Origin of the sequence: Bradyrhizobium sp. AUGA SZCCT0176, from assembly GCF_018130145.1 — a bacterium.
Classification (GTDB): domain Bacteria; phylum Pseudomonadota; class Alphaproteobacteria; order Rhizobiales; family Xanthobacteraceae; genus Bradyrhizobium.
In genome coordinates, this window is sequence record NZ_JAFCMB010000017.1 from 1 (window position 1) to 20,757 (window position 20,757).

Genomic DNA, 20,757 nt, shown 5'->3' on the forward strand with positions numbered 1-20,757 from the left:
GCGCTGCTGGCGCTGGCGCTGTTCCACGGCGTGCGCAACGCCGACGAGGTCTGGGCCGCCGCCCATGTCGATGAGGACTGGAACATCGAAAAATGGGGCCTCGACGAGGAGGTCGCGGCCCGCAGGGCAGCCCGGCTGGTCGATTTCACCGCCGCGGTGACCATCCTGAAGGCCCTGAAGCCTTGAATCGGGTGGTCGGTTAACGAGAGGTTTGCGGCGTCTCCGAAATACGAATATCTATCAATAGCTTAGGGCGTTTTCCAGGCTAACTGAAAGTAAACTCAGGCGGAGCGGGCAGAACGAAAGGCGAAAATATCTGGGGTTGAATCCAATAGAACCGCTTCATGCCTCGCGAAATGTTCGGCAAGGTATCGAGCGGGGGAGATATGAAGCGGGCAAGAATCACAGTCAAAAACTATCGTGGCTATTCGGACACCGAACCGGTCGTAATTGAGATCGGCCCCGGCTTCACAGCCTTGCTAGGTCGCAACAACGCCGGCAAATCGTCGTTTAAACTTTTATTCTATGAGCTACGCCCGCTCTTTGCGCGTCTTTGCCAAATGAAGCCTGCTTCAAAGGGTGCATAGTTGAGGCCTCGGGGAACGGACTCAATGTAGTCGTCGTGCATCTGTTGCAAGGACATGCCGCCACTTGCCAGGGGAGCAGCGGGCACTCGATTGGTCGGACGCGGGTCGATACCCAGCCGGAGCCCGCGATCCAGGCCGCGCGCGCGGTGTTCCCGACTGATCCCTGGTCGATCGCGGCGCTGCATGTGGTGACGACGCTGACCGGCTCCGCGCTGCTGGCGCTGGCGCTGTTCCACGGCGTGCGCAACGCCGACGAGGTCTGGGCCGCCGCCCATGTCGATGAGGACTGGAACATCGAAAAATGGGGCCTCGACGAGGAGGTCGCCGCCCGCCGGGCAGCCCGGCTGGTCGATTTCACCGCCGCGGTGACCATCCTGAAGGCCATAAAACCCTGAATCAGGTGGTCGGTTAACGAGAGGTTTACGACGCCGGGGTAGCCTCAAGCCCTGGCCGAGACCTCTGATATGGCGATCTCTATCAACAATTCCGTGCTTCCGGTGCTTGCCGCCCAAGAGGTCGGCGGCGTGGCGCCCGAGCTCGTGCTGGCGCAGGGCAGTGTGGTCAATGCGCAGGTCCTGAAAATTCTCGACGCCAATCTGGTGCGGATCGCGATATCAGCGCTTTCCATCGATGTGGCCACGGAGATTCCGCTGCAGGCGGGACAGTCGCTGCAACTGGCGGTGTCGCAGACCAAGGACGGGATCAGGCTTGCACTGGTCGGGCAGGGCGGCGTCGCCAATGATGCCGTCACGCTGTCGCCGCAGGCGCTGGTCGACGCGGCGGCCAACCGACCGACAATCGTAGCCCCCTCCAAAAACGTCCTGACGCCGCTGGAACGCGCGGCCGTGTCGGTCGCGGCACAGAGCGCGGCGACCGAGCAGGACAGCCTCGCGCCATTGTTCGCCAATCTCGGCGCCGCGGTGTCATCCGCTAACCTGCCGCCGAAACTGCAGCAGGCGATTGCGCAGGTGCTGGCGCAACAGACCAGCCTCGACCAAAATCTCGACGGTGGTGACATCAAGACCGCGTTCCAGAAGTCCGGGATTTTTCTCGAAGCGTCGCTGGCATCGGGCGCGGTGCCATCGTCAGGCGCGCCCGATCTGAAGGCCGCGCTGATCGTGCTGCGCCAGACGCTGCAATCGGCGCTCGGCGGGGATGCAACGGTGACCACGAAAGCGCCGCCGGCACAGGCCGGTTTGCCGAATGCCGCCCCCAGCCTCGCGCCTTCTGCGGCTCCCGATCTCGACGTCCACGAAATCCTGCTGCCGCAGGCCCGGCTGCCTGTCGCTCAGGAGATTGCCCAAGCGCGCGGCGGCCTGCAGGGCGCGCTCGCCCAGGCCCTCAATTCCGGACCGAGCGCGGGCGCGACCATGAACCTGCTGCAGGAAGCGCTGCAGCAACTCGGCACTCCCGCGCGGTCGGCAACACTGTCGAAGGCGGCTCCCGGCGACGACGTCACCGTTCACACCAACACGCCGCCGCCGCCGTTTCGCGGCGCATCGCCGACCGCGCAGCCGGTTGCGTTGCCCTCGCTCGCGCCGGACGCGCCGCTCGCCACCACGGCGCATCATCTGCTCGACGACACCGATGCCGCGATTGCGCGGCAGACCCTGCTGCAGGTCGCCTCGCTGCCGGACCGCATCGATGTTACAGGGCCGAAGATCGACGCGACGACGCCGCGCTGGAATTTTGAAATCCCGTTCGTGACGCCGCAGGGCACGGCGATGGCGCAGTTCGAGATTGCCCGCGACGGCAGCGCCAGCGAGGCCGAGGCCGCCAAGCGGGTGTGGCGGGCGCGGTTTTCGCTCGATGTCGAGCCGACGGGGCCGATTCATGCGCTGGTGTCGCTGGTCGGCGAGAAGACCTCGGTGAGAATGTGGGCGGAACGATCAGCCGCCGCCGCGCAGCTGCGCGCCGGTGCTGCGGAATTGAGCCAGGCACTCACCAGGGCCGAGCTGCAGCCCGGCGAGATTGTGATCCGCGACGGCGCGCCGCCGCAGGCCGTCCCCGCCAAAGCCGGGCATTTCCTGGATCGCGCGCTATGAGCGTCGAGGTCCGCAATCAGCTCGCGGTCGCGCTGCACTACGACAAGAAAGGCGCGCCGCGCGTCGTCGCCAAGGGCAAGGGCACCATCGGCGCCAAGATCATCGAACTCGCCAAGGCCCACGACATCCCGATCGAGGAGAATGAGGTGCTGGCGGGCGCGCTGTCCCATGTCGAGATCGGCGACGAAATTCCGGAGGAGCTCTACAAGGCGGTCGCCGAAGTGCTGATTTTCGTGCTGCGTCTGTCGGGACGAATTCGCTAGCTGCGCTTTGTACCGGTCGCAACCGCGATCACCGCTTCTCCGCCTTCGACAAGCGCCCGCGCAGGGCCCTTCTTGCCAAGCACCTGGCTGTTGGCAAACGCACCGTCAATCAACAGCACAAGCTGATCGGCCAGGCTCTCGGGCGACCTCGCCTTGATTGCCTTGGCGAGCGCCAGGAATCGCTGATGCAGCTCGGACTTGTTTTTCTGCGCAACGGCGCGACCGGGCAGGCCGGGCTGCGGAAACTCGATCGCCATATTGAGAAACGGGCAACCGCGATAGCGCGGACCGGTGATGTAGGCCGCGAGCCATTTCAAATGTTCGCTCAACTCCTGCCGCGGCCGATCCTTGTTCGCCGCGGCCACCTTGTCCCAGTGCGCAAAGAAATCTCGGTGCTCGCGCTCCAGGAACGCGGCCACCAGATCGTCCTTGGTTGGGAACCAGCGATAGAGGCTGGTTTTGGCCGCGCCGGATTCGGCAACGACGGTATCAACCCCGACCGCGCGAATGCCGTCACGGTAAAATAGCTCGCTGGCCACGTTCAGAATCTTCTCGCGCACCGGGCTGCTTTGCCGGGGCCGGCGCTTGTTCGTCGCTTCGGTCGCTTCCGCCATCGCACGGCATCCTCTTTGGAACTTTCACGTCGCTTGACAGTACAGACCTGTCCGTACTACATCAATAGATACAGACCTGTAGCGTTTATGGGTCCGAAACGAAGAGTGGAGGATCCGTGATGACGCATCAGATTGGTATCTACGGCGGCGCGGGGCACACCGCGAAAATGGTGGCGGCCGAACTGCGGGATCGGGGCTTCGTGCCGGTTCTGGGCGGACGCAATCGCGCCAAACTGGAGGCCGCGGCGCAGGGGCTGAACGGCGTGGAGGTTCGCACCGCCGATATCGCGCGTAGCGATGAACTGCGTGCGTTCCTGAGCGGCTGTAGCGCGGTGGTCAATTGCGCGGGGCCGTTTCAGGCCACGGCCATGCCGATTGCCTCGCTCGCGGTAGAACAGGGCATTCACTATTTCGATTTCACGACCGATGCTTCGATCGTCAACGCGCTTCATCTGGAGTTGGGGAGGGCGGCCGCGGCGAAGAAGTTGCTGATTGCACCGGCGATCGGCTTCTATGGATCGCTGGCGGAATTGATGGTGCGCGCCAGCGCGCCTGATCTTGCTGCGGCCGACGATGTCCTGATCGCCTATTCCGTCAAGGGCTGGAAGCCGACGATTGGATCGCTCAAGGCCATGGCCGAACTCGGCGGGCGGCGTGGCGTCCATACCAACGGACGGTTCGAGATCCGCACCGGCGAGCCGCGGTTTCAGACGTTCAGCTTTCCCGCGCCGGTGGGAGAGGCGCCGGTCTTGCTGGATTACCCGGCGCCCGAAGTCGTGACCATCCCGCGCTACCTCACAACATCAGAGATAAGGGTGATGATGACGGTAGGGACGGTAAAGGATCTGCGCGCCGCACCGCCGCCGGATTCCGTATCCGACGAGGAGCGTGCCGGAACTGACTATATCATCGTCACCGAAGTCACCGCGGCGGGCCGGGTTTATCGGGCCACGCTGAGGGGCGGCGATATCTACCGTATCACCGCGCCGATCATCGGCGAATGCGTCGAACGCGCGCTGACGGATCGCGCGCGCATCCATGGGGTGGTTTCCGCAGCGGAGGCTTTCGACGCCGCGGACATGCTGCAGCAGGTCGCCCGGCATGGGCTGACCGTCTCATTCAACTGACCAGGGAGGACGACGATGACTGTTATGACGATGCCTGCAACCGCCATTCCGAATTATCAGGACGTTGCGCGCCGCTATGCGGACGCGTCGAATGCCCATGATGTCGGCGCCATCATGGCGATGCACAGCGACGATACGAACTACCATCTGCATGGAGAGGTCGAGATCCATCGCGGCCGCAAGGCGGTGACCGACAAATTCACGACCCAGCTCAAACAGGTGCCAACATCCATTTCGCGTTGAAGTCGCTCCATGGCGGTAGCGACCATTTTGTGTTCGAGGCCGTGATCACCTACACCCGAAACGGCGAAAAGTCGCGGTTCGACGGCATTGACCTCATTACGATTCGCGACGGTCTGGTCGTCAGCAAGAACTCCTATATGGTCAAGGCGGAGTAGGGTCGGCCGTATCCGCCACGGTTTTACCACGATGTGAGTGAACTTGGCGGCGGCCGGCCATTGCGTCCGGCCGTTGCAGAGGTGCTCTTTCGTGATCAATCGCCGCCATGCGCTCGGACTTGTTGCCGCCGCGAGCCTTTTGCCTTCGCGCAGTTTCGCCAATGTCTCGTACCAGCGCAGCGAATTCCGCGACAGCCTCGCAAAGCGGTTCTTTGATCTGGGCACGGATGGCACCTTCGTCGGCTACAAGGTCGACGATTATCTGATGATCGCCAGCGACAAGGTCCGCTCCGGAGAGGACAAGCTGCCGGCTTCCACCTTCAAGATTCCGAATTCGCTGATTGCGCTGGAGACCGGCGTGGTCGAGGACCCCGACAAGGACATCTTCAAATGGGACGGGGTGACCCGCAGCATCGAGGCGTGGAACACGGACCACACGCTGCGCTCGGCGATCGCGGTCTCCGCGGTGCCGGTCTATCAGGAGATCGCGCGGCGCATTGGCTTAGAGCGGATGCAGAAATATCTCGACCTGTTCGAGTATGGCAACCGCGACATCGGCGGCGGCATCGATCAGTTCTGGCTGACCGGAAATCTCCGCATCGATCCCATCCAGCAGATCGATTTCGTCGACCGGCTGCGGCGCGGCGTGCTGCCGGTCGGCAAGCGCTGCCAGGAGCTGGTGCGCGACATCCTCCCCGTAACGAAGGTCGGCGACGCCACGATCCGCGCCAAGAGCGGTTTGCTGGGCGCCGAGCAGGGCAAGCCGTCCCTGGGCTGGATGGTCGGCTGGGCCGAGAAGGGCAGCATGCAAACCGTGTTCGCGATGAACATGGATTGCAAGGAGCCCGCCCATATCGCCGCGCGCATGACGGTGACGCAGCAATGCCTGTCGGACATTGTCGCGATTTAATGTCCCCGCTTCTGGCGGCCGGGATCGCGCTGAACTAGCATTCCCTGCGATGGCAAATCGCCATCAACGGGGCTTTGGCATGCTGCATCGCCGCGCTGTCGTGCTGGGTGGGTTGGCGCTTTCGCTCGGTGCCGGCTACGCGCGGGCACAGGCTCCTGCCGAGGAGAGTCTTTCGACGATCCTGAAGGAGCGGGTGGATATCGGCCGCGAAACCACCGGCCTCGTTGCCGTCGTTCTCGATGGCGGCCGGCGCATCGATGCCGCCTACGGCCGCTCCGACGCCGCTGACAACCGTGCGCTCGATGCCGACAGCGTTTTCGAGATCGGATCGATCAGCAAGGTTTTTACCGCGCTGCTGTTTGCCGACATGGTGGTGCGCGGCGAAGTGTCTTCCGGTGATCCCGTCGCCAAATTGCTGCCCGCGAACGTTCGCGTGCCCGAATTCCAGGACAAACCGATCACGCTGCTCGATCTTGCGACCTATATGTCGGGCTGCCGCGCATGCCTTCCAATTTTGCGGCGAAAGACAAGAGCAATCCCTTCGCCGATTACACGGTCGAGAACCTCTACGCTTTCCTGGCCGACCACCAGCTGCGCTTCATGCCCGGTACCCATTATGAATACGCCAATCTGGGCTTCGGTCTGCTCGGTCATGCGTTGGCGCTCCGCGCCGGCATGAGTTACGAAGAACTCGTGATCTCCCGCATCTGCGCGCCGCTTGGCATGGACGATACACGGATCACGCTGTCGGGTTCGATGCAGTCGCGGCTGGCGCGCGGACACAACTCCAGGCTCGAGCCGGTGGCGAACTGGGACATTCCCACACTTGCCGGCGCCGGCGCGCTGCGCTCGACCGCGAATGATCTGTTCAAATTCCTGGAAATGGCCCTCGGCAACAGGTCGTCGCCGCTGGCGCCGGCCATGGCCATGACGCTGGGCGAGCGCCACCCGACCGAGCGGCCGAGAGTGGAGGTCGGCCTCGGTTGGTTCCTGAGCACCAGCTACAAGGATGAGATCGTCTGGAAGGATGGCGGCACCGGCGGCTATGCCACGTTCGTTGGGTTCTCGATGAAATCGCACCGAGCCAGCATCCTGCTGTCCAACACGGCCGACTACGGGCCGAACCTCAGGCTCGGTGTCCATCTCGTCAATTCTGCCTACGCGCTGCCAAAACTGCGCCGCGCGGTGCCGGTCGATCCGGCGGTGCTTGCGAGCTATGCCGGCCGCTACATGCTGGCCCCGACCTTCGTGCTGACGGTCCGCGCCGAGGGCGGTCGGCTGTTCGTCCAGGCGACAGCGCAGCCGGAGTACGAAGTGTTTGCCGAGGACGACACCAATTTCTTCTATCGCGTCGTCGACGCCCAGATCACCTTCGATCGCCTCGACAACGGCGCGACGCCGCCGCTGACGCTGACACTGCATCAGAACGGCAGGGATCGGCCGGGACGGCGGCTGCAATGATCCGGTATTGCGCTTCCCGCTACCCCAATTTGAACAGCGCCTGCAAAAAGTCGCTCACGGCCTTGCGCGCTTCCGCGGCGGTCGCCGGGTTGCCGCCGACATGCGGGTTGAGCTCGATGCAGGCGTCCTTGTAGCTGAACGGCGCCTTGGTATCGGCATTCATCAAGACGCCGCCTTCGCCCTCGCTGAGCTTGCAGCTGCGCGCGGTCTGCGAATTGGCCGAGACCGTCGTCGCGCTGAGGCCGAGCAGGCCGGAATCGAAGCCGTGCGGGGAGTCCGGATATTCGGTCAGCACCACGTCGCGCTTGGCTTCCTGTAGCCGCGCCAGATAGGCCTTGCAGCTCGAGACCGGATTATAATCGTCGGGCGTGCCGTGATGGATCCGGATCGGGCGCGCCGCGATCTCGGTGTCGGTGGCGTAGGTCGTCGAGCAATCCGGATAGAACGGGATGTAGGCGGCGAATTGCGCGCCGGACTTGTTCCACAGTTTGTTGAAGCGATCGAGGCTGGCGTAGAGCGTGGCCTGTCCGCCGCGCGAAAATCCCATCAGCACGATCCGCTCAGGATCGACGCGCGGATGCTTGGCGAGGATCTCCAGCGAGCGGTAGATATCGACGATGAAATTGAGCCGGCCGAGCAGGCCCTGGTTCGGGCCAACAGCGGTGAGACCGCGGCCGGAGAAGCCGTCGATCACGAAAGTCGAAATCCCCAGGCTGTTGAGCTGACGCACCCACGGATCCATCCCGGCGCCGACGCCGCTCGAGCCGTGCATCAGCACCACGACCGGCAGTTTTCCAGTGCCTTGCGCGATGCGGAATGAACCGGCGACGGTGACCTGCTTGCCGTTGGCGTCGCCGTTCAAAAATTGCTGGTCCGAAATCGTCAGCGACGGGATCGCGTAGATTTCGGTCCGCGCGGCGACTTCCTTCGGGATCGATTGCGCGTTGGCCTCAGGCGAGCTCAGGAGAATCCCGCCGCAGAAGATCGCGGCCGTAACGGCGAAGCGCCAGTCTCTCAGCATCGGTGTACCCCCAGTGTTTTTCGTTGTGGGGGCAACTAGACCAAGCAGGGCAATACCTGTCAAACCGGACAGCCCTAGGTCGATTTCTTCCCGATCCGCCCGAGATGGGTGAAGCCAAACCCGGTGGCATATTTCAGCCCAAACCCCAGCGCGCGGTCGAAGCCGATATGGGCGAGCCAGATCATCGCGATCGACAGCACCAAAGGCTCGGCCGTCACAAAGCCGACCGTCATCAGCGCCATCGGCACCATGTAGGTGTGGGCGGCGTTGTAGAGCATCGCGCCGAAGCGCGGCCCGAAAAAATAGGCGGCGAAGCTGAGGTCGGGCGCCAGGAACAGGGCGGCGTAGACCGACCACGATCCGTCCCAGACCCAGTAAAGCAGCGTCATCCCCAGAAATAGCGCCAGGCCTTCCAGCCGGAGCATGGTTCGCAGGCCCCCGGTAACGGTCCCGGTAGGCTCGGCGGTCGCAGTATCCGTCAATTGCATCCCCTGTGCAGAGGTGCGGATATAGGTGCATTTCCGCACCGGTGCCAGAGGGCATGGAGGGGTGTTTCCGGTTCGCAAAAGGCCGTGTTAGAACCCCGGCCAATTCGGACCTATGACGGGCGGCAGCAAATGAAAGATATCCTGGACACCCTCGAAGAACGGCGCGCCGGCGCCAAGCTCGGCGGCGGCGAGAAGCGCATCGAGGCGCAGCACGCTCGCGGCAAGCTGACCGCGCGGGAGCGCATCGAACTGCTGCTCGACAAGGGCTCGTTCGAGGAATTCGACATGTTCGTCGAGCACCGCTCGGTCGAATTCGGCATGGAAAAGAACAAGATCCCCGGCGACGGCGTCGTCACCGGCTGGGGCACCGTCAACGGCCGCAAGACCTTCGTGTTCGCCAAGGATTTTACCGTGTTCGGCGGTTCGCTGTCGGAGACCCACGCGCTGAAAATTACAAAACTGCAGGACATGGCGATGAAGGCGCGGGCGCCGATCATCGGGCTCTATGATGCCGGCGGCGCGCGCATCCAGGAAGGCGTCGCGGCCCTCGCAGGCTATTCCTACGTGTTCCGGCGCAACGTCATTGCGTCAGGCGTGATCCCGCAGATCTCAGTCATCATGGGCCCCTGCGCCGGTGGCGACGTCTATTCGCCCGCGATGACCGACTTCATCTTCATGGTGAAGAACACGAGCTACATGTTCGTCACCGGGCCCGACGTGGTCAAAACCGTCACCAACGAAGTGGTCACGGCCGAGGAACTCGGCGGCGCCTCCGTGCACGCCACGCGCTCCTCGATCGCCGACGGCGCGTTCGACAACGACGTCGAGACGCTGCTGCAGATGCGCCGGCTGATCGACTTCCTGCCCAGCAACAACACCGACGGCGTGCCGGAATGGCCGAGCTTCGACAATATCGAACGCCTCGATATGTCCCTGGACACGCTGATCCCCGACAATCCGAACAAGCCCTACGACATGAAGGAACTGATCCTGAAGGTCGTGGACGAGGGCGACTTCTTCGAAATCTCGGAGACGTTTGCCAAGAACATCGTCACCGGCTTTGGCCGCATCGCCGGCCGCACCGTCGGTTTCGTCGCCAACCAGCCGATGGTGCTGGCGGGCGTGCTCGACTCTGACGCCTCACGCAAGGCCGCCCGCTTCGTTCGGTTCTGCGACGCCTTCAACATCCCGATCGTGACGTTCGTGGACGTGCCGGGCTTCCTGCCGGGCACCGCGCAGGAATATGGCGGCCTGATCAAGCACGGCGCAAAACTGCTGTTCGCCTATTCGCAATGCACGGTGCCGCTGGTGACCATCATCACCCGCAAGGCCTATGGCGGCGCGTTCGACGTGATGGCGTCCAAGGAAATCGGCGCCGACATGAACTACGCCTGGCCGACCGCCCAGATCGCCGTGATGGGCGCCAAGGGCGCGGTGGAAATCATCTTCCGCAGCGACATCGGCGACGCTGACAAGATCGCCGCCCGCACCAAGGAATACGAAGACCGCTTCCTGTCCCCCTTCATCGCCGCCGAACGCGGCTACATCGACGACGTCATCATGCCGCATTCGACGAGAAAGCGAATCGCGCGGGCGCTGGCGATGCTGAAAGACAAGAAGGTCGAGATGCCGGCGAAGAAGCACGACAATTTGCCGTTGTGAGCGCTTCGTAGGGTGGGTTAGCGAAGCGTAACCCACCATCTTTGATCTTCGCGCCGGCAAGTGATGGGTATCGCTTCGCTCCACCCATCCTACGCAGCGTTAGCGGCCCGCCAGAAACCCCAGCACCAGCTCATTGTATTTCCCCGGCGCCTCCAGAAACACCAGATGCCCGGTGTCCGGTATCACCTCGGCGCGGGCGTTCGGCATTTTGGCGGCGAGCGTTTTGGCGAGGTCGGCGTTGTGGCCCATCTTCGTCCGCAGCGCTTCGGGTGCATTGGCTTTGCCCGGTGCGTTATGATCGTCGGCGCCCATGATGAACAGGGTCGGCCGCGTGATCAGCGGTATTTCATGCGCCACCGGCTCGCGGTAGATCATTTGCGCGGAGCTTACGAAGGCGCGCAGCCAGCGCGGATATTCGGCGCTGCCCTTGATGTTGAAACGCGCATCGATGAACGGCGTCACCTGGTCCGCCGGCAGCTTCAGCGAATAGTTGGTCTCTAACTGTTTGCGATATCCGTCAGCGGTCAGTTTGTCCTCGTTCTCCAGAATCTTTTCGGTCGGCGTCGGCGGCACATAGAGACGGTAATCCTCCAGCCCGATCGGCGCGGTCAGCACGAGATGATCGACCCGGTCGGGGTAGGCGCGGGCGATCCGCACGCCGAGCATTCCGCCGAGCGAATGGGCAACGATGTCAGCTTTGGCGATCTGCAGATGATCCAGCAGCGCCATCGTGTTGCGCGCCAGCGTGTCGAAATGCAGCTCGCCCTGCGGCTTGGAGGATTTGCCGAACCCGATCTGGTCCGGCACCACCACGCGATAGCCTGCGTCCGAGAGCGTCTTGATGACCGGCGCCCAATAGCTCGACGGGAAATTGCGTCCGTGCAGCAGCACCACGGTGCGCCCGTTCGGCTGCACTGGGGCGACATCCATATAGGCCATCCGCACTTGCTCGCCGTCATTGGTGAGTGGCAGCAGGCTGACCGGATAGGGATAGGAAAATCCTTCGAGGCCGATGCCATAGGACTCGCGCGCGGCGGCGCCGGCTGGTGCATGAAGTGAAGCGAGCAGGGCGCTGGCCAGCGCCGCGGCACAAAGACGATTCATTTGATAACTCCGACGGCGGTGATCTCGCGTGGCGGCATCACGACGCGATGTCCACATTTGGCAACGACATACCGACGTTATGGTTTGCAGTGGAAGGGGGAAGCCCTTCACGAAACGTCACCATCGCTTGATCGGGGTCGTGCTCCATGAGCGGCGCGGACCAGCCGCGCCACCGATCCTGCGTGCAGGCCTGAAGCCCGACGCCTTGATCACCGGCACCCCCAGCGCGTAGGGTGACTTTCCACCAATTCCGGTATCTACCCTCCAATGATTGAAGACGACCCGACCGAAGAGATTTCACGGATCGAAGCGCGGCTTGAGGAGCTTGCCGAGGCCGCCGAGCGATGCCGGAAGTATATTCTGGCTTCCAAAGCGGCGATCGCCGGCGGCGCCGCGCTATTGCTTGTGACGATGCTTGGCCTGTTCGGAGTCGGCATAGTTTCCGCGCTCGGATCGATCGCGATGATCCTGGGCGGAATTGTCTCGCTCGGATCGAATGTCAGCACCTTGCGGCAGACGGAGGAAGCCATCGGCGCTGCCGAGCTGCTCCGGTCCGATCTGATCAGCAGGATCGACCTGCGGATGGTTCGTGATGCGCCGATGAAGCTGGCCTGACGGCTGGCGGTCGCCTTGACGGACGCAACCGCCCGTACGGGCCAACAACTACTGTTTTGATCCGGTCCAGCTTCCAACGCATCCGTCGGATCGCCGGAACGAACCGGAGCCGCTGCGGCCCGAGAGGCGTCCGGACATGGTCCAACTCAGGCTCCCGGCGCTGCCGGTTCCGGACACCGAGCCGTTCGAGCTGACTTGACCGGTGCCGTATTGCCCCACCATCCTGCCGCTGGTGACGACCACCGTGTCGGTGGAGCTGGCGCAGGGCGTGCCGACGCTGGTAAGAACCCATGCTCCATCCAGATTGCCACCGCCGCCCCCGCTGCTTCGCGGTGCCCGGCGCGGTGCCTCCGCTTCGGGCTTGCTGCGTCGTGCCGGCTTTTCGGGTTCAACCGCCCGGGGCGTCGTGCGCGAACCGGACAGCGATTTTTCGTCATTGCCGATGCTGCCGCCCGCGCTCCCTGATTGCGCACGGGCCATATCAGGCAAGGCGACTATGGCTGACAGCAGGGCGGCTTTGACAATAAATCGAATGACGTTTTGCATAATAAATTGGTGTCCAATGAAGAGGGTCCTGGCGGCCGGACCCATCGGCAAAATAGCGCGCCGATCTGCGGGCAAGACTTGCCGGTCTCGCCGCACTCGTCAAGCGCTGCGCCCTTCGGACTTTGGACAGTGCCGCTAAGCGCGGTAGGCTTGATCAGCTAACTGAAATCCACCAATTAAATCTGGAGCGTCCCCAGGGAGCTACGGCTACGCCCGCGCCATGATTCCCGTTTGGCCTGCTCGCAAGCCGCGACCAGAAAAAATCCACCACGCCGACGCCGCCCACGCACCATGCGAAAAAGAACTCGGCCCGGGCATAGCTGTGCGCGCCCAACAGCGTGTCGAATAGTGCGAGGATGAAGCCCGTTGCAACCCAGACGATATCGCCGTCCGTGGGAGGTTTTCGTTTGAAGGCGTGAAGCACGGCTGCGTAAGCCAGTGCTACTGATACGGCCACGCTGCCCCAGGCCGTAGCGGCGACGACGTACAAGCCCGGCACGGCCTGACAAGCCTCTCCGCACCACGCCTGCGCGGATTGGGCCAAAGCGGAATGATAGGCGGCGTGAGCCACACCGCCGAGCAGCAGGGCGAAGCAGACCACATGACGGAGCGTGCGGAGCGCCGTTTGATGCTGGCTGGTCCAGGCGTCAAAGCGCGCCACCGCTGCGCGGAAAGCTTGTTTAGTGGATTGAACCAACTGCATGGGCAGTTAGACGTGGTGAACGGCTGGAAGGTTCAGGTCGCTGGGCGAGGCGGGGTATTGGCTCCGCCACCGGTGCCGTAGGGTGGGCAAAGGCGCGCTTGCGCCGTGCCCACCATCCACATTTCCGGTCGGAATGGTGGGCACGCTGCGCTTTGCCCACCCTACAATTCTCCACCAGCTACTTCATTCCCATGCAGCTCGCATAGAACGTCGTGGTCGCCGGCCAGTCCGAGAACATACCGCGGATGCCGACCTGTTTTGCGAGCACATCGAGCACCGTCAGCGTGTCGCCGTCGCGGTCGATGGCTGGTTTGATCGAGCGATGATAGAAGCCGCCGCCCTTGTTCAGCGGGCCGTCGCGCTCCAGCGACCAGCCGATCAGGTCGAGGCCGGCGGCCTTCGCGGCCTTGGCGTATTCCGACGGAATGATTTCCTTTTTGTCGTTCAGCGTTAGCATGGTCCAGATCGGCGGCGCCAGGATTCTGACGCCAGACGACTTGAGTTCGGCCATCGACGGCTTCCAGGTCTCGGGCTTGGCGGGATCAAGACCCTGCTTCTCGTAACGCTCCTCGAGATAGACCGCCTGCGCGCCGAACGCCGGCTCGCTCTTCACCCAGAACAGCACGTCGGAAAGATTAAAGCTTTGCGCGAACACGTCGCTCGCCGGAACGCCCGCGGCCTTGTAGGCCTGCAGCATTTGCGCGGCATACTTCTCCTGGGTGTAGTCGCCGTCGAACGGCATCGGCACTTCGGGCGACTTCAGCTCGGGCGTGAACTTGGCGCCGAGGCTCTTGATCAGCGCGATACTTTCGTCATGCGTCATCAGCGTGCCGGAAGCGGCGTAGAGATCCGTGCGCCAGCGCGGCGTGCCGTTCTGGTAATCGGCCACGTTGGTGGCATCAGGATTGAAGCTGTCCATCTTCGCGGTCAGCGACTTGAACTCGGCGAGCGTGATGTCGCTGGTGCAGCACTTGGCGGAGGCCTTCTTGCCGGCGGCCGGGTCGGATGGGCTGAAACCTTGCGTGCATTTGGCGGCTAGCGCCGGCACCGACAGGATGTTGGTGGTGGTGTGCAAATCGCATTGTGCATGCCGGCACACCAGCTGGCGATCCTTGGTGAAGGTCACGTCGCATTCGATGATGCCGGCGCCCATCCGGGCTGCGGCGGTATAGGATTCCTTGGTATGTTCGGGAAATTGCATCGCCGCGCCGCGATGGCCGATCGAAAAGTCGGTCTTGTGGAACGGGCCGGTGCACTGGCTGAGCTTTTCCTTGAGCGGGCCATCCTTCATCTTGTCGACGAGGTAGAACGGGCGCGGGCCGATCTGCGCGTCGCGGGGCAGGGGCACGCTTTGCGCCTCGGCGGGGGCGGCGGGCGCAAACAGCGCGAGCGCGGAGAATAGAACCAGAAGGCGGCGAGAGTGCATGAACGAACCTCGAAGTGGCGGAGTAAAAAACGGATATCACCACGACATTATGACGTCCGCGTGTGGGGTTGCGCTCGCTCGGCGTTTATCTACAGTTCGCGCGGTCGCACGGCGGCGATCTTACGCAAAATAACAATCGGGAGGAACCGAAATGCCCAAGGCCTTGTTCGTCGTCCGCGCCACCGTGACGGATGTCGCAAAGCGTCAGGCGTTCGATACCTGGTATTCGCGCGAGCATCTGCCGGACGCGGTCAAATCGTTCGGCGCCGAGAAAGCGTGGCGCTACTGGAGCCTCAGCGATCCCGCACTGCATCACGCGATGTATCAGTTTTCCGACGAGGCCGCGCTCGATCGCGCGACCAAAGCTCCCGACATGACCCGACTGATCGCCGATTTCAACCGCGACTGGCCCGACGTGACGCGCACGCGCGAGGTGCTGGTGCTGGCCGAGGAGTTTGGGAAGTAACTCACCGTCGTCCCGGCGAAGGCCGGGACCCATAGCCACCGGCGGCAGTTGTTGCGCACGCTGGTGGTGATCTTCCTTTTCCAGCAACAGTGGCCGCGGCGTATGGGTCCCGGCCTTCGCCGGGACGACGTTCGTGGCGACAGGCAAACCTGAACGCGCAGTTCAGCTGCCATTCATCTCGGCGCACCGAAACTCTCCTGCTCAATCCAACCGATCGCAGAGGAGGAGATGTCATGGAGCGCCGGCACTTTCTGAAACTCGCCTTTGGATTTGTAGCAGGTGGTGTCGCACTTGCGGCCGGCGCACAGGCCGCCCCGCTGACGCCGCAGCCGCTGGTTCCGGATGGCCAACTCCCCGCCAATCCGGATGCGCAACCCGCCGTCACGTCTGGCGATGAGGTCGATCGGCTCCAGCCAGAGGAAGTGCGCGGGGGTCGAGGCCGTGGCCGTGGCCGCGGATGGGGTCGTGGCCGTGGCTGGGGCCGAGGCCGGGGATGGGGCCGCCGTCGCTGGGGCTGGGGCCGTCGTCGTTGGGGCTGGCGCCGCCGGCGCTGGGGCTGGCGCCGCAGGCATTACGGCTGGCGTCGCCGTTACTGGCGCCGTCGCTACTGGCGTCGCCGTTACTGGTAAGGTTCGTGGGTACGGGGCGGGGATGGCATTTGCCGTCCCTGCCTTGTTCGGCTCGGCGTGGACTTCATCCCATCCGGCTACCTGATTTTCGGCGAAGTCTCGAAATTCGCCTGCGTGTCCTGCGTATGGAGGTGCTTCAGCCTTCCGCGTTCTTCGATCAGATAAAAATGGTTTCCGACGATACCGGCCTCGTTGCGGGCGCCGCGAAACACGATCATGCGGCTGTTGGCGCGGCTGACGACGGGATCGAAATCATCTGACACCTCGTGCCAGCCCGAGATCGTGAACAGCTCGATGATGTTGCCGGTGCGCGCATCGAGCAAGGTGGGCGCGACGCAAGTCGAGCCGCAGGGCAGCTTGACCACGATGTAACGGCCCGCCGCATCGATCTTCCCGTCGTCGGCCGCGGCGAAAAAAGTCTCGCGGCGGGCGCGCAAATCCGGCGTCACCAGCCGCGGTTTTGCGACTTTGCCGGCATAGACCTTGGCCGGATGGTCCGCGAATTTGGGTGGTCCTTCGGCATGCGCCGACAGGGTGAGGCAGGCCAGCGCGATCGCGGTGGCGACAAAGGGGAGGGAATTCATGGCTGCTTGCCTGGAAACGTGCACCCCGCTTCGTCTGCGTGACAAGCCGCCACGTTCAATGTCGTCCTGCCCATAAAAAAGCCCCGCCGGAGCGGGGCCTTTTGCCGTATGAATTGATGTTACCGAACGCGGCAGCGCCCGTAGGCCCAGACCATGCCATAGGGGCAAACCCGGCCGCCGGGCCGCACCACCACAACCGGGGGGCGCACAACTGCACGCGGGGCGACGTAGACGGCGCGTGGCGCCACTACAACGGCGCGCTTGGGCTGGCAGCCGCCATAGGGACCGCGATAATAGCCAGGGCCGCATCCGCCCGCGGCGTTGGCCGCGCTGAAGCTCGCAAACGAGGCTGCGACCAAGACTGCAGCGAAAAGGTACTTCATGTTTTCTCCCGATATTTAGCCGCCATGCGGCGCGGTTCCGAACCTAGTCACGGAGACCTGAATAGAAAATGAATGTTGTCGATTCGTGAAACAGCAGCAAGAAATTGCCGGTTGAGCGGCTGTCACATTCCCGTTGCCGCGCCTCATTTGCGGCCAATTCGTAAACAAACGGGCTGCACGAATTAAGCTTCGCTCGGGCCGAACAGCGCCGCGAACCGCTTCTCGCCGTTGCGCGTGAAATTGACGACGCGGCTGCCCGGCGCGGTATCGCGCGCGGCCCAGTTCAATTCGGTGAACCGGCTCATGACAGCCGCACCCAACGTGCCGGCGAGGTGGTGCCGCCGTTCGCTCCAGTCGAGGCAGGCCTTGCAGACCGGCCGGCGCGGATGCGCCAGCGTATCGGCGTCGATCTGCAGCGCCTTCGCCATGAAGCGCTTGCCTTCACCGGTGAGTTCGATGGTCTCCTTGCTTTGCCGGACCAGCTTCTGCTTCTTCATGCTGTCGAGCATTTGCACGCCGAGATCGCCGGCGAGGTGGTCGTAGCAAATCCGCGCCCGGCGCAGCGCCGGATCCTTTGGCCCGGTGCGCACGCGCATGTGGCCGGCACGGGCGGCAAGCCCCGCCAGGCCCTCGAGCACGCCGGCGACATCGGGGTCGGCGAGGCGGTAGTAGCGGTGACGGCCCTGCTTCTCCTGCTCGATCAGCCCGCCGGCTTCCAGTTTGGCCAGATGCGAACTCGCCGTCTGCGGCGTGATCCCGGCCTCGTGCGCCAACTCGGTCGCGGTCAGCGCGCGGCCGGTCATCAGCCCGGTCAGCATGTTCGCGCGCGCGGGGTCGCCGACCAGGGAAGCAACCATTGCGATGTCGGGGCCTGCTTTCATAGTTCGATGATAGCCGAAGCATCGACGACGATCAAGCGGGTAGTGTTGCCTTGAACGTCATTGCGAGCGAAGCGAAGCAATCCATCGCGCCACACGCGGAGGAATGGATTGCTTCGTCGCTGCGCTCGCAATGACGACAACAAAGACCGGAGTCCCACATGACCATCACCGTCTTCATCCGCTACCAGCTCGATCCGTTCAAGCGTGCGATGTTCGAGGAATACTCGAAAAACTGGCTCACCATCATTCCCCGATGCGGCGGCGACCTGATCGGCTACTGGATGCCGCATGAAGGCACCAACAACATCGCCTTCGCGCTGATCTCCTTCGACAGCCTCGCGGCCTACGAGAGCTACCGGGCGCGGCTGCGCGCCGACAAGGAAGGCATGGCCAATTTCACCTTCGCCGAGGCGAACCAGTTCATCCTCGCCGAAGAGCGCACGTTCCTGCGCAAGGTCGTGGCGTGAGCGTCTGGCGGAGGCGGCGTCGCGTACCTATGTTGGCCGCGCCAACAAACAATTCGGGGAGTGACCATGCTGACAACTGCTGACAAACGCGCCGCCTTCAAGAAGTTGCACGAGAGCGGCTGCTTCATCATCCCCAATCCGTTCGACGTCGGCAGCGCGAAGGCGCTGCAGCATCTCGGCTTCAAGGCGCTGGCGTCCACCAGCGCCGGTTTTGCCTGGGCCATCGCCAAGGCCGACAATGCCGTCACCGTCGACGACGTCTGCGATCATCTCGCCGCGATCTCTGCTGCGGTCGACATTCCCGTCAATGCCGATTTCGAGGACGGCTTTGCGCATGAGGCGGACAAGGTCGGCGTCAACGTCGCGCGCGCGGTCAAGACCGGCATCGCCGGCCTTTCGATCGAGGATTTCACCGGCGACAATGCCAAGCCGCTGTTCGATCGTGAGCTCGCTATCGATCGCATCAGGGCGGCGCGCCAGGCGATCGACGCCGACAATAGCGGCGTGCTGCTCACCGGCCGCTGCGAGGCATTCCTGCGCGGGGTGAAGGACATGAAGCTCGTGATCGACCGGCTCACCGCGTATGCCGAGGCCGGCGCCGACGTTCTCTATGCGCCCGGCATCTCGACGCCGGAAGAAATTTCGGCGGTCGTGAAAGCGGTCGCGCCAAGACCGGTCAATCTTTTGGTCGGCGCGGCCGGGCCTTCGCTGAAAATTGCCGGCGATCTCGGCGTCCGCCGTATCAGCGTCGGCGGTGCGCTCGCGCGGATGGCGTGGGCCGGCTTCATGAAGGCATCGAAGGAGATGGCGGAGCAGGGCACGTTCACGGAGTTCGCGAACGGCTATCCTGGCGGCGAACTCAACAAGATGTTCAGCTAACACCTTCAAAGAAAAACGCAGCGGGCGAAATGCCCGCTGCGCTGTCGTTTCATATCACTCGTCAGATTACGCTTGCTTCAGCCGTTACTGCTTGGCCGGTGCGTCAGCCGGAGCGGGCGGCGCCGCCGGCGAGGGCGCTGCCGGACGCGGCGGCGCGGCACCGGTGGTCGTGCCGGGCTGGTTGTTGGACTTCGGCGTTACGTCACGCATGCCCGGAGGCGCCGCGGGGGTAGCCGGCTGTGTTTGCGCGGTCTGGCTGGACGGCGTGGTGCCGGCCTCGTTGACGCTGGTATTGTTCAGACCATAGAACAACGCACCCATCACCACGGCGATGGCAATCGCGAACATCGCGATCTTGGTGCCGTTGGCCGGAGCCTCGGCGAGCTGCGGGTCGGCCTGTATCTCGTTGTCGAGACTGTTCATACGTGCCTGACGGCGGATTTCGTCATCACTCAGATTGGCACGATACGGGTCGTTCGGATTGTAGGTCATCAATCAGTTCCTCCGTTAGAACCCCAAAGTGTTTAGCGGAGATACAATGGCTGGCGCGGCCGGATGTTCCGCGTCAATCTTGCAACCGGTTAATGATGGAACCCGTGATTCGCGGGTTCCATCGAACCGTGAGGTTGCGAAGAGGCTGCATAAGAGGTTGCCATGTGGGCCCTGCCGCCCAGCGATACCGTGCTGCACCTGTTGTCTTATGTGGCCCTGACTGCGCAGGCGATGACGGCCGCCCTGGCCGCCGGGCGCCGCAGCATGGATTGGGCCGGCGTATGCATGCTGGGTTGCATTACCGCGCTCGGCGGCGGAACCATCCGTGACGTGCTGCTCGGGCACTACCCGCTGGTCTGGGTGAAGAACCCGTCCTACCTGGCGCTGACCGCGATTGCGGCTTTCGTGACCATCCTGATTGCGCGCCATGTGCACCGGCTCAACCTCGCATTCCTGGTGCTCGATGCGATCGGCCTCGTGGTGTTCACGATGGCCGGCTGCGACGTCGCCCGGCAAGTCGGCGCGCCGCTGCCGATCGTGATCGTCGCCGGCATGATCACGGGCTGCGCCGGCGGCGTGCTGCGCGATATCCTCTGCAACGACGTGCCGCTGCTGTTTCGCTCCGAACTCTACGCCAGCGTTTCCGTCGTCACCGGGCTGTTCTACGTCACCGCCTTCGGGTTGCAGTTGAATCACGAACTCTGGACCGGATTGACGTTCGTGCTCGGGCTGACGCTGCGGCTGCTCGCGATCCGCTACAAATGGGAAATGCCCAAATTCGTCTTCGGCGGCGATCAGCGCTGACCGACGAACGCAGCGCACCATAACGCTTTAGCCAGAATCGCCTGCAGCCAAAGGCCGCTTGGGGCGTTATCCCCAAACGCAGGGCAGCCGGCGACGTCATGCCGTTTCGTGCCGGGGCGGTCCGGCGACACAAAGTGAAACCGGCCGGCGTTCTTCCCGGCACGAAATTGCGATCTTTGATCGCGCGGCTGACTTGCCGAGA

Annotated in this window: 25 protein-coding genes and 3 pseudogenes; 17 read left to right on the plus strand and 11 right to left on the minus strand. The window is 63.4% G+C overall.

Annotation, left to right across the window (positions count from 1 at the left end):
- From JQ600_RS28465 to JQ600_RS28485, 5 genes and pseudogenes are all read left to right on the plus strand, one after another.
- Positions 1-186: pseudogene (locus JQ600_RS28465) on the plus strand (ATPase); the annotation flags it as partial.
- Between the two features lie 158 nt (positions 187-344).
- Entirely contained in the window at positions 345-587 is a 243-nt protein-coding gene (locus JQ600_RS28470) for an AAA family ATPase (protein WP_212490185.1), read from the plus strand.
- A 113-nt stretch (positions 588-700) separates the two neighbouring features.
- Positions 701-982, plus strand: a pseudogene (locus JQ600_RS28475) (ATPase); the annotation flags it as partial.
- A 69-nt stretch (positions 983-1,051) separates the two neighbouring features.
- Positions 1,052-2,632 carry a flagellar hook-length control protein FliK gene (locus JQ600_RS28480; RefSeq protein ID WP_212387917.1) on the plus strand — a complete coding sequence of 527 codons (1,581 nt, stop codon included), beginning with the start codon at positions 1,052-1,054 and terminating at the stop codon, positions 2,630-2,632.
- On the plus strand, positions 2,629-2,895 hold the full coding sequence (locus tag JQ600_RS28485) for an EscU/YscU/HrcU family type III secretion system export apparatus switch protein (RefSeq protein ID WP_192733834.1): 267 nt from the start codon (positions 2,629-2,631) through the stop codon (positions 2,893-2,895). Before JQ600_RS28480 ends, JQ600_RS28485 begins: the two co-directional genes overlap by 4 nt.
- Here JQ600_RS28485 and JQ600_RS28490 read toward each other — a convergent pair.
- Positions 2,892-3,509: a TetR/AcrR family transcriptional regulator gene (locus tag JQ600_RS28490; protein WP_212387921.1), complete on the minus strand. Its 618-nt coding sequence runs from the start codon at positions 3,507-3,509 to the stop codon at positions 2,892-2,894. The two genes, JQ600_RS28485 and JQ600_RS28490, sit on opposite strands and share 4 nt — an antisense overlap.
- Positions 3,510-3,628: 119 nt before the next feature.
- Between JQ600_RS28490 and JQ600_RS28495 the strand changes: the two genes are divergently transcribed.
- The 6 genes and pseudogenes from JQ600_RS28495 (at position 3,629) to JQ600_RS37285 (ending at position 7,405) form a co-directional block, all read left to right on the plus strand.
- Positions 3,629-4,636 carry a saccharopine dehydrogenase NADP-binding domain-containing protein gene (locus JQ600_RS28495; RefSeq protein WP_212387924.1) on the plus strand — a complete coding sequence of 336 codons (1,008 nt, stop codon included), beginning with the start codon at positions 3,629-3,631 and terminating at the stop codon, positions 4,634-4,636.
- A gap of 15 nt (positions 4,637-4,651) precedes the next feature.
- Complete coding sequence (locus JQ600_RS28500) at positions 4,652-4,879, plus strand: nuclear transport factor 2 family protein (protein ID WP_212490186.1); 228 nt, start codon at positions 4,652-4,654, stop codon at positions 4,877-4,879.
- Positions 4,876-5,034, plus strand: coding sequence for a nuclear transport factor 2 family protein (locus JQ600_RS28505; protein ID WP_212490187.1), 159 nt, complete (start codon positions 4,876-4,878; stop codon positions 5,032-5,034). Before JQ600_RS28500 ends, JQ600_RS28505 begins: the two co-directional genes overlap by 4 nt.
- A gap of 91 nt (positions 5,035-5,125) precedes the next feature.
- Positions 5,126-5,944 (plus strand): class D beta-lactamase, encoded by an 819-nt coding sequence (gene blaOXA / locus JQ600_RS28510; RefSeq protein WP_212387938.1) that lies wholly within the window; start codon positions 5,126-5,128, stop codon positions 5,942-5,944.
- 79 nt (positions 5,945-6,023) lie between these two features.
- Positions 6,024-7,009, plus strand: a pseudogene (locus JQ600_RS37045) (serine hydrolase domain-containing protein); the annotation flags it as partial.
- A gap of 3 nt (positions 7,010-7,012) precedes the next feature.
- A complete protein-coding gene (locus tag JQ600_RS37285; protein ID WP_283815734.1) occupies positions 7,013-7,405 on the plus strand; it encodes a DUF3471 domain-containing protein in 393 nt (130 codons plus the stop codon).
- A gap of 19 nt (positions 7,406-7,424) precedes the next feature.
- Here JQ600_RS37285 and JQ600_RS28520 read toward each other — a convergent pair whose 3' ends face one another.
- Positions 7,425-8,426 carry a dienelactone hydrolase family protein gene (locus JQ600_RS28520; protein ID WP_212387942.1) on the minus strand — a complete coding sequence of 334 codons (1,002 nt, stop codon included), beginning with the start codon at positions 8,424-8,426 and terminating at the stop codon, positions 7,425-7,427.
- A 74-nt stretch (positions 8,427-8,500) separates the two neighbouring features.
- The gene (locus JQ600_RS28525; RefSeq protein WP_409363290.1) at positions 8,501-8,851 is read right to left on the minus strand and encodes a DUF4260 domain-containing protein; all 351 of its coding nucleotides are present in this window, start codon (positions 8,849-8,851) and stop codon (positions 8,501-8,503) included.
- Positions 8,852-9,043: 192 nt separating this feature from the next.
- On the opposite strand from JQ600_RS28525, the gene JQ600_RS28530 reads away from it, so the two are divergent.
- A complete protein-coding gene (locus JQ600_RS28530) occupies positions 9,044-10,576 on the plus strand; it encodes an acyl-CoA carboxylase subunit beta (protein WP_212269263.1) in 1,533 nt (510 codons plus the stop codon).
- 99 nt (positions 10,577-10,675) lie between these two features.
- Here the strand turns inward: JQ600_RS28530 and JQ600_RS28535 are convergent, their stop codons facing one another.
- Entirely contained in the window at positions 10,676-11,680 is a 1,005-nt protein-coding gene (locus JQ600_RS28535; protein WP_212387946.1) for an alpha/beta fold hydrolase, read from the minus strand.
- A gap of 267 nt (positions 11,681-11,947) precedes the next feature.
- Here JQ600_RS28535 and JQ600_RS28540 point away from each other — a divergent pair, with 267 nt between their 5' ends.
- Positions 11,948-12,295, plus strand: a complete 348-nt coding sequence (locus JQ600_RS28540) for a hypothetical protein (protein WP_212387949.1) — start codon at positions 11,948-11,950, stop codon at positions 12,293-12,295.
- A 48-nt stretch (positions 12,296-12,343) separates the two neighbouring features.
- Here JQ600_RS28540 and JQ600_RS28545 read toward each other — a convergent pair whose 3' ends face one another.
- The 3 genes from JQ600_RS28545 to JQ600_RS28555 form a co-directional block, all read right to left on the minus strand.
- Positions 12,344-12,841 carry a hypothetical protein gene (locus tag JQ600_RS28545; RefSeq protein WP_212269259.1) on the minus strand — a complete coding sequence of 166 codons (498 nt, stop codon included), beginning with the start codon at positions 12,839-12,841 and terminating at the stop codon, positions 12,344-12,346.
- 154 nt (positions 12,842-12,995) lie between these two features.
- Complete coding sequence (locus JQ600_RS28550) at positions 12,996-13,544, minus strand: hypothetical protein (protein ID WP_212387952.1); 549 nt, start codon at positions 13,542-13,544, stop codon at positions 12,996-12,998.
- A 178-nt stretch (positions 13,545-13,722) separates the two neighbouring features.
- Complete coding sequence (locus JQ600_RS28555) at positions 13,723-14,970, minus strand: glycerophosphodiester phosphodiesterase family protein (RefSeq protein WP_212490189.1); 1,248 nt, start codon at positions 14,968-14,970, stop codon at positions 13,723-13,725.
- Positions 14,971-15,121: 151 nt separating this feature from the next.
- On the opposite strand from JQ600_RS28555, the gene JQ600_RS28560 reads away from it, so the two are divergent.
- Positions 15,122-15,436: a hypothetical protein gene (locus tag JQ600_RS28560; RefSeq protein WP_212387955.1), complete on the plus strand. Its 315-nt coding sequence runs from the start codon at positions 15,122-15,124 to the stop codon at positions 15,434-15,436.
- A 706-nt stretch (positions 15,437-16,142) separates the two neighbouring features.
- Here JQ600_RS28560 and JQ600_RS28565 read toward each other — a convergent pair.
- The 3 genes from JQ600_RS28565 to JQ600_RS28575 form a co-directional block, all read right to left on the minus strand.
- Positions 16,143-16,649, minus strand: a complete 507-nt coding sequence (locus JQ600_RS28565; RefSeq protein ID WP_212387958.1) for a hypothetical protein — start codon at positions 16,647-16,649, stop codon at positions 16,143-16,145.
- Between the two features lie 119 nt (positions 16,650-16,768).
- A complete protein-coding gene (locus JQ600_RS28570; protein ID WP_212266115.1) occupies positions 16,769-17,032 on the minus strand; it encodes a GCG_CRPN prefix-to-repeats domain-containing protein in 264 nt (87 codons plus the stop codon).
- A gap of 182 nt (positions 17,033-17,214) precedes the next feature.
- Entirely contained in the window at positions 17,215-17,913 is a 699-nt protein-coding gene (locus JQ600_RS28575; protein WP_212387961.1) for a helix-turn-helix transcriptional regulator, read from the minus strand.
- 158 nt (positions 17,914-18,071) lie between these two features.
- On the opposite strand from JQ600_RS28575, the gene JQ600_RS28580 reads away from it, so the two are divergent.
- Positions 18,072-18,380, plus strand: coding sequence for an NIPSNAP family protein (locus tag JQ600_RS28580; protein ID WP_212387964.1), 309 nt, complete (start codon positions 18,072-18,074; stop codon positions 18,378-18,380).
- 66 nt (positions 18,381-18,446) lie between these two features.
- Complete coding sequence (locus JQ600_RS28585) at positions 18,447-19,259, plus strand: oxaloacetate decarboxylase (RefSeq protein WP_212387967.1); 813 nt, start codon at positions 18,447-18,449, stop codon at positions 19,257-19,259.
- Between the two features lie 84 nt (positions 19,260-19,343).
- On the opposite strand, the gene JQ600_RS28590 is transcribed toward JQ600_RS28585, so the two are convergent.
- On the minus strand, positions 19,344-19,751 hold the full coding sequence (locus JQ600_RS28590; protein ID WP_212387978.1) for a hypothetical protein: 408 nt from the start codon (positions 19,749-19,751) through the stop codon (positions 19,344-19,346).
- A gap of 162 nt (positions 19,752-19,913) precedes the next feature.
- On the opposite strand from JQ600_RS28590, the gene JQ600_RS28595 reads away from it, so the two are divergent.
- Positions 19,914-20,555, plus strand: coding sequence for a trimeric intracellular cation channel family protein (locus JQ600_RS28595; protein ID WP_212266120.1), 642 nt, complete (start codon positions 19,914-19,916; stop codon positions 20,553-20,555).
- Positions 20,556-20,757 lie beyond the last annotated feature (202 nt).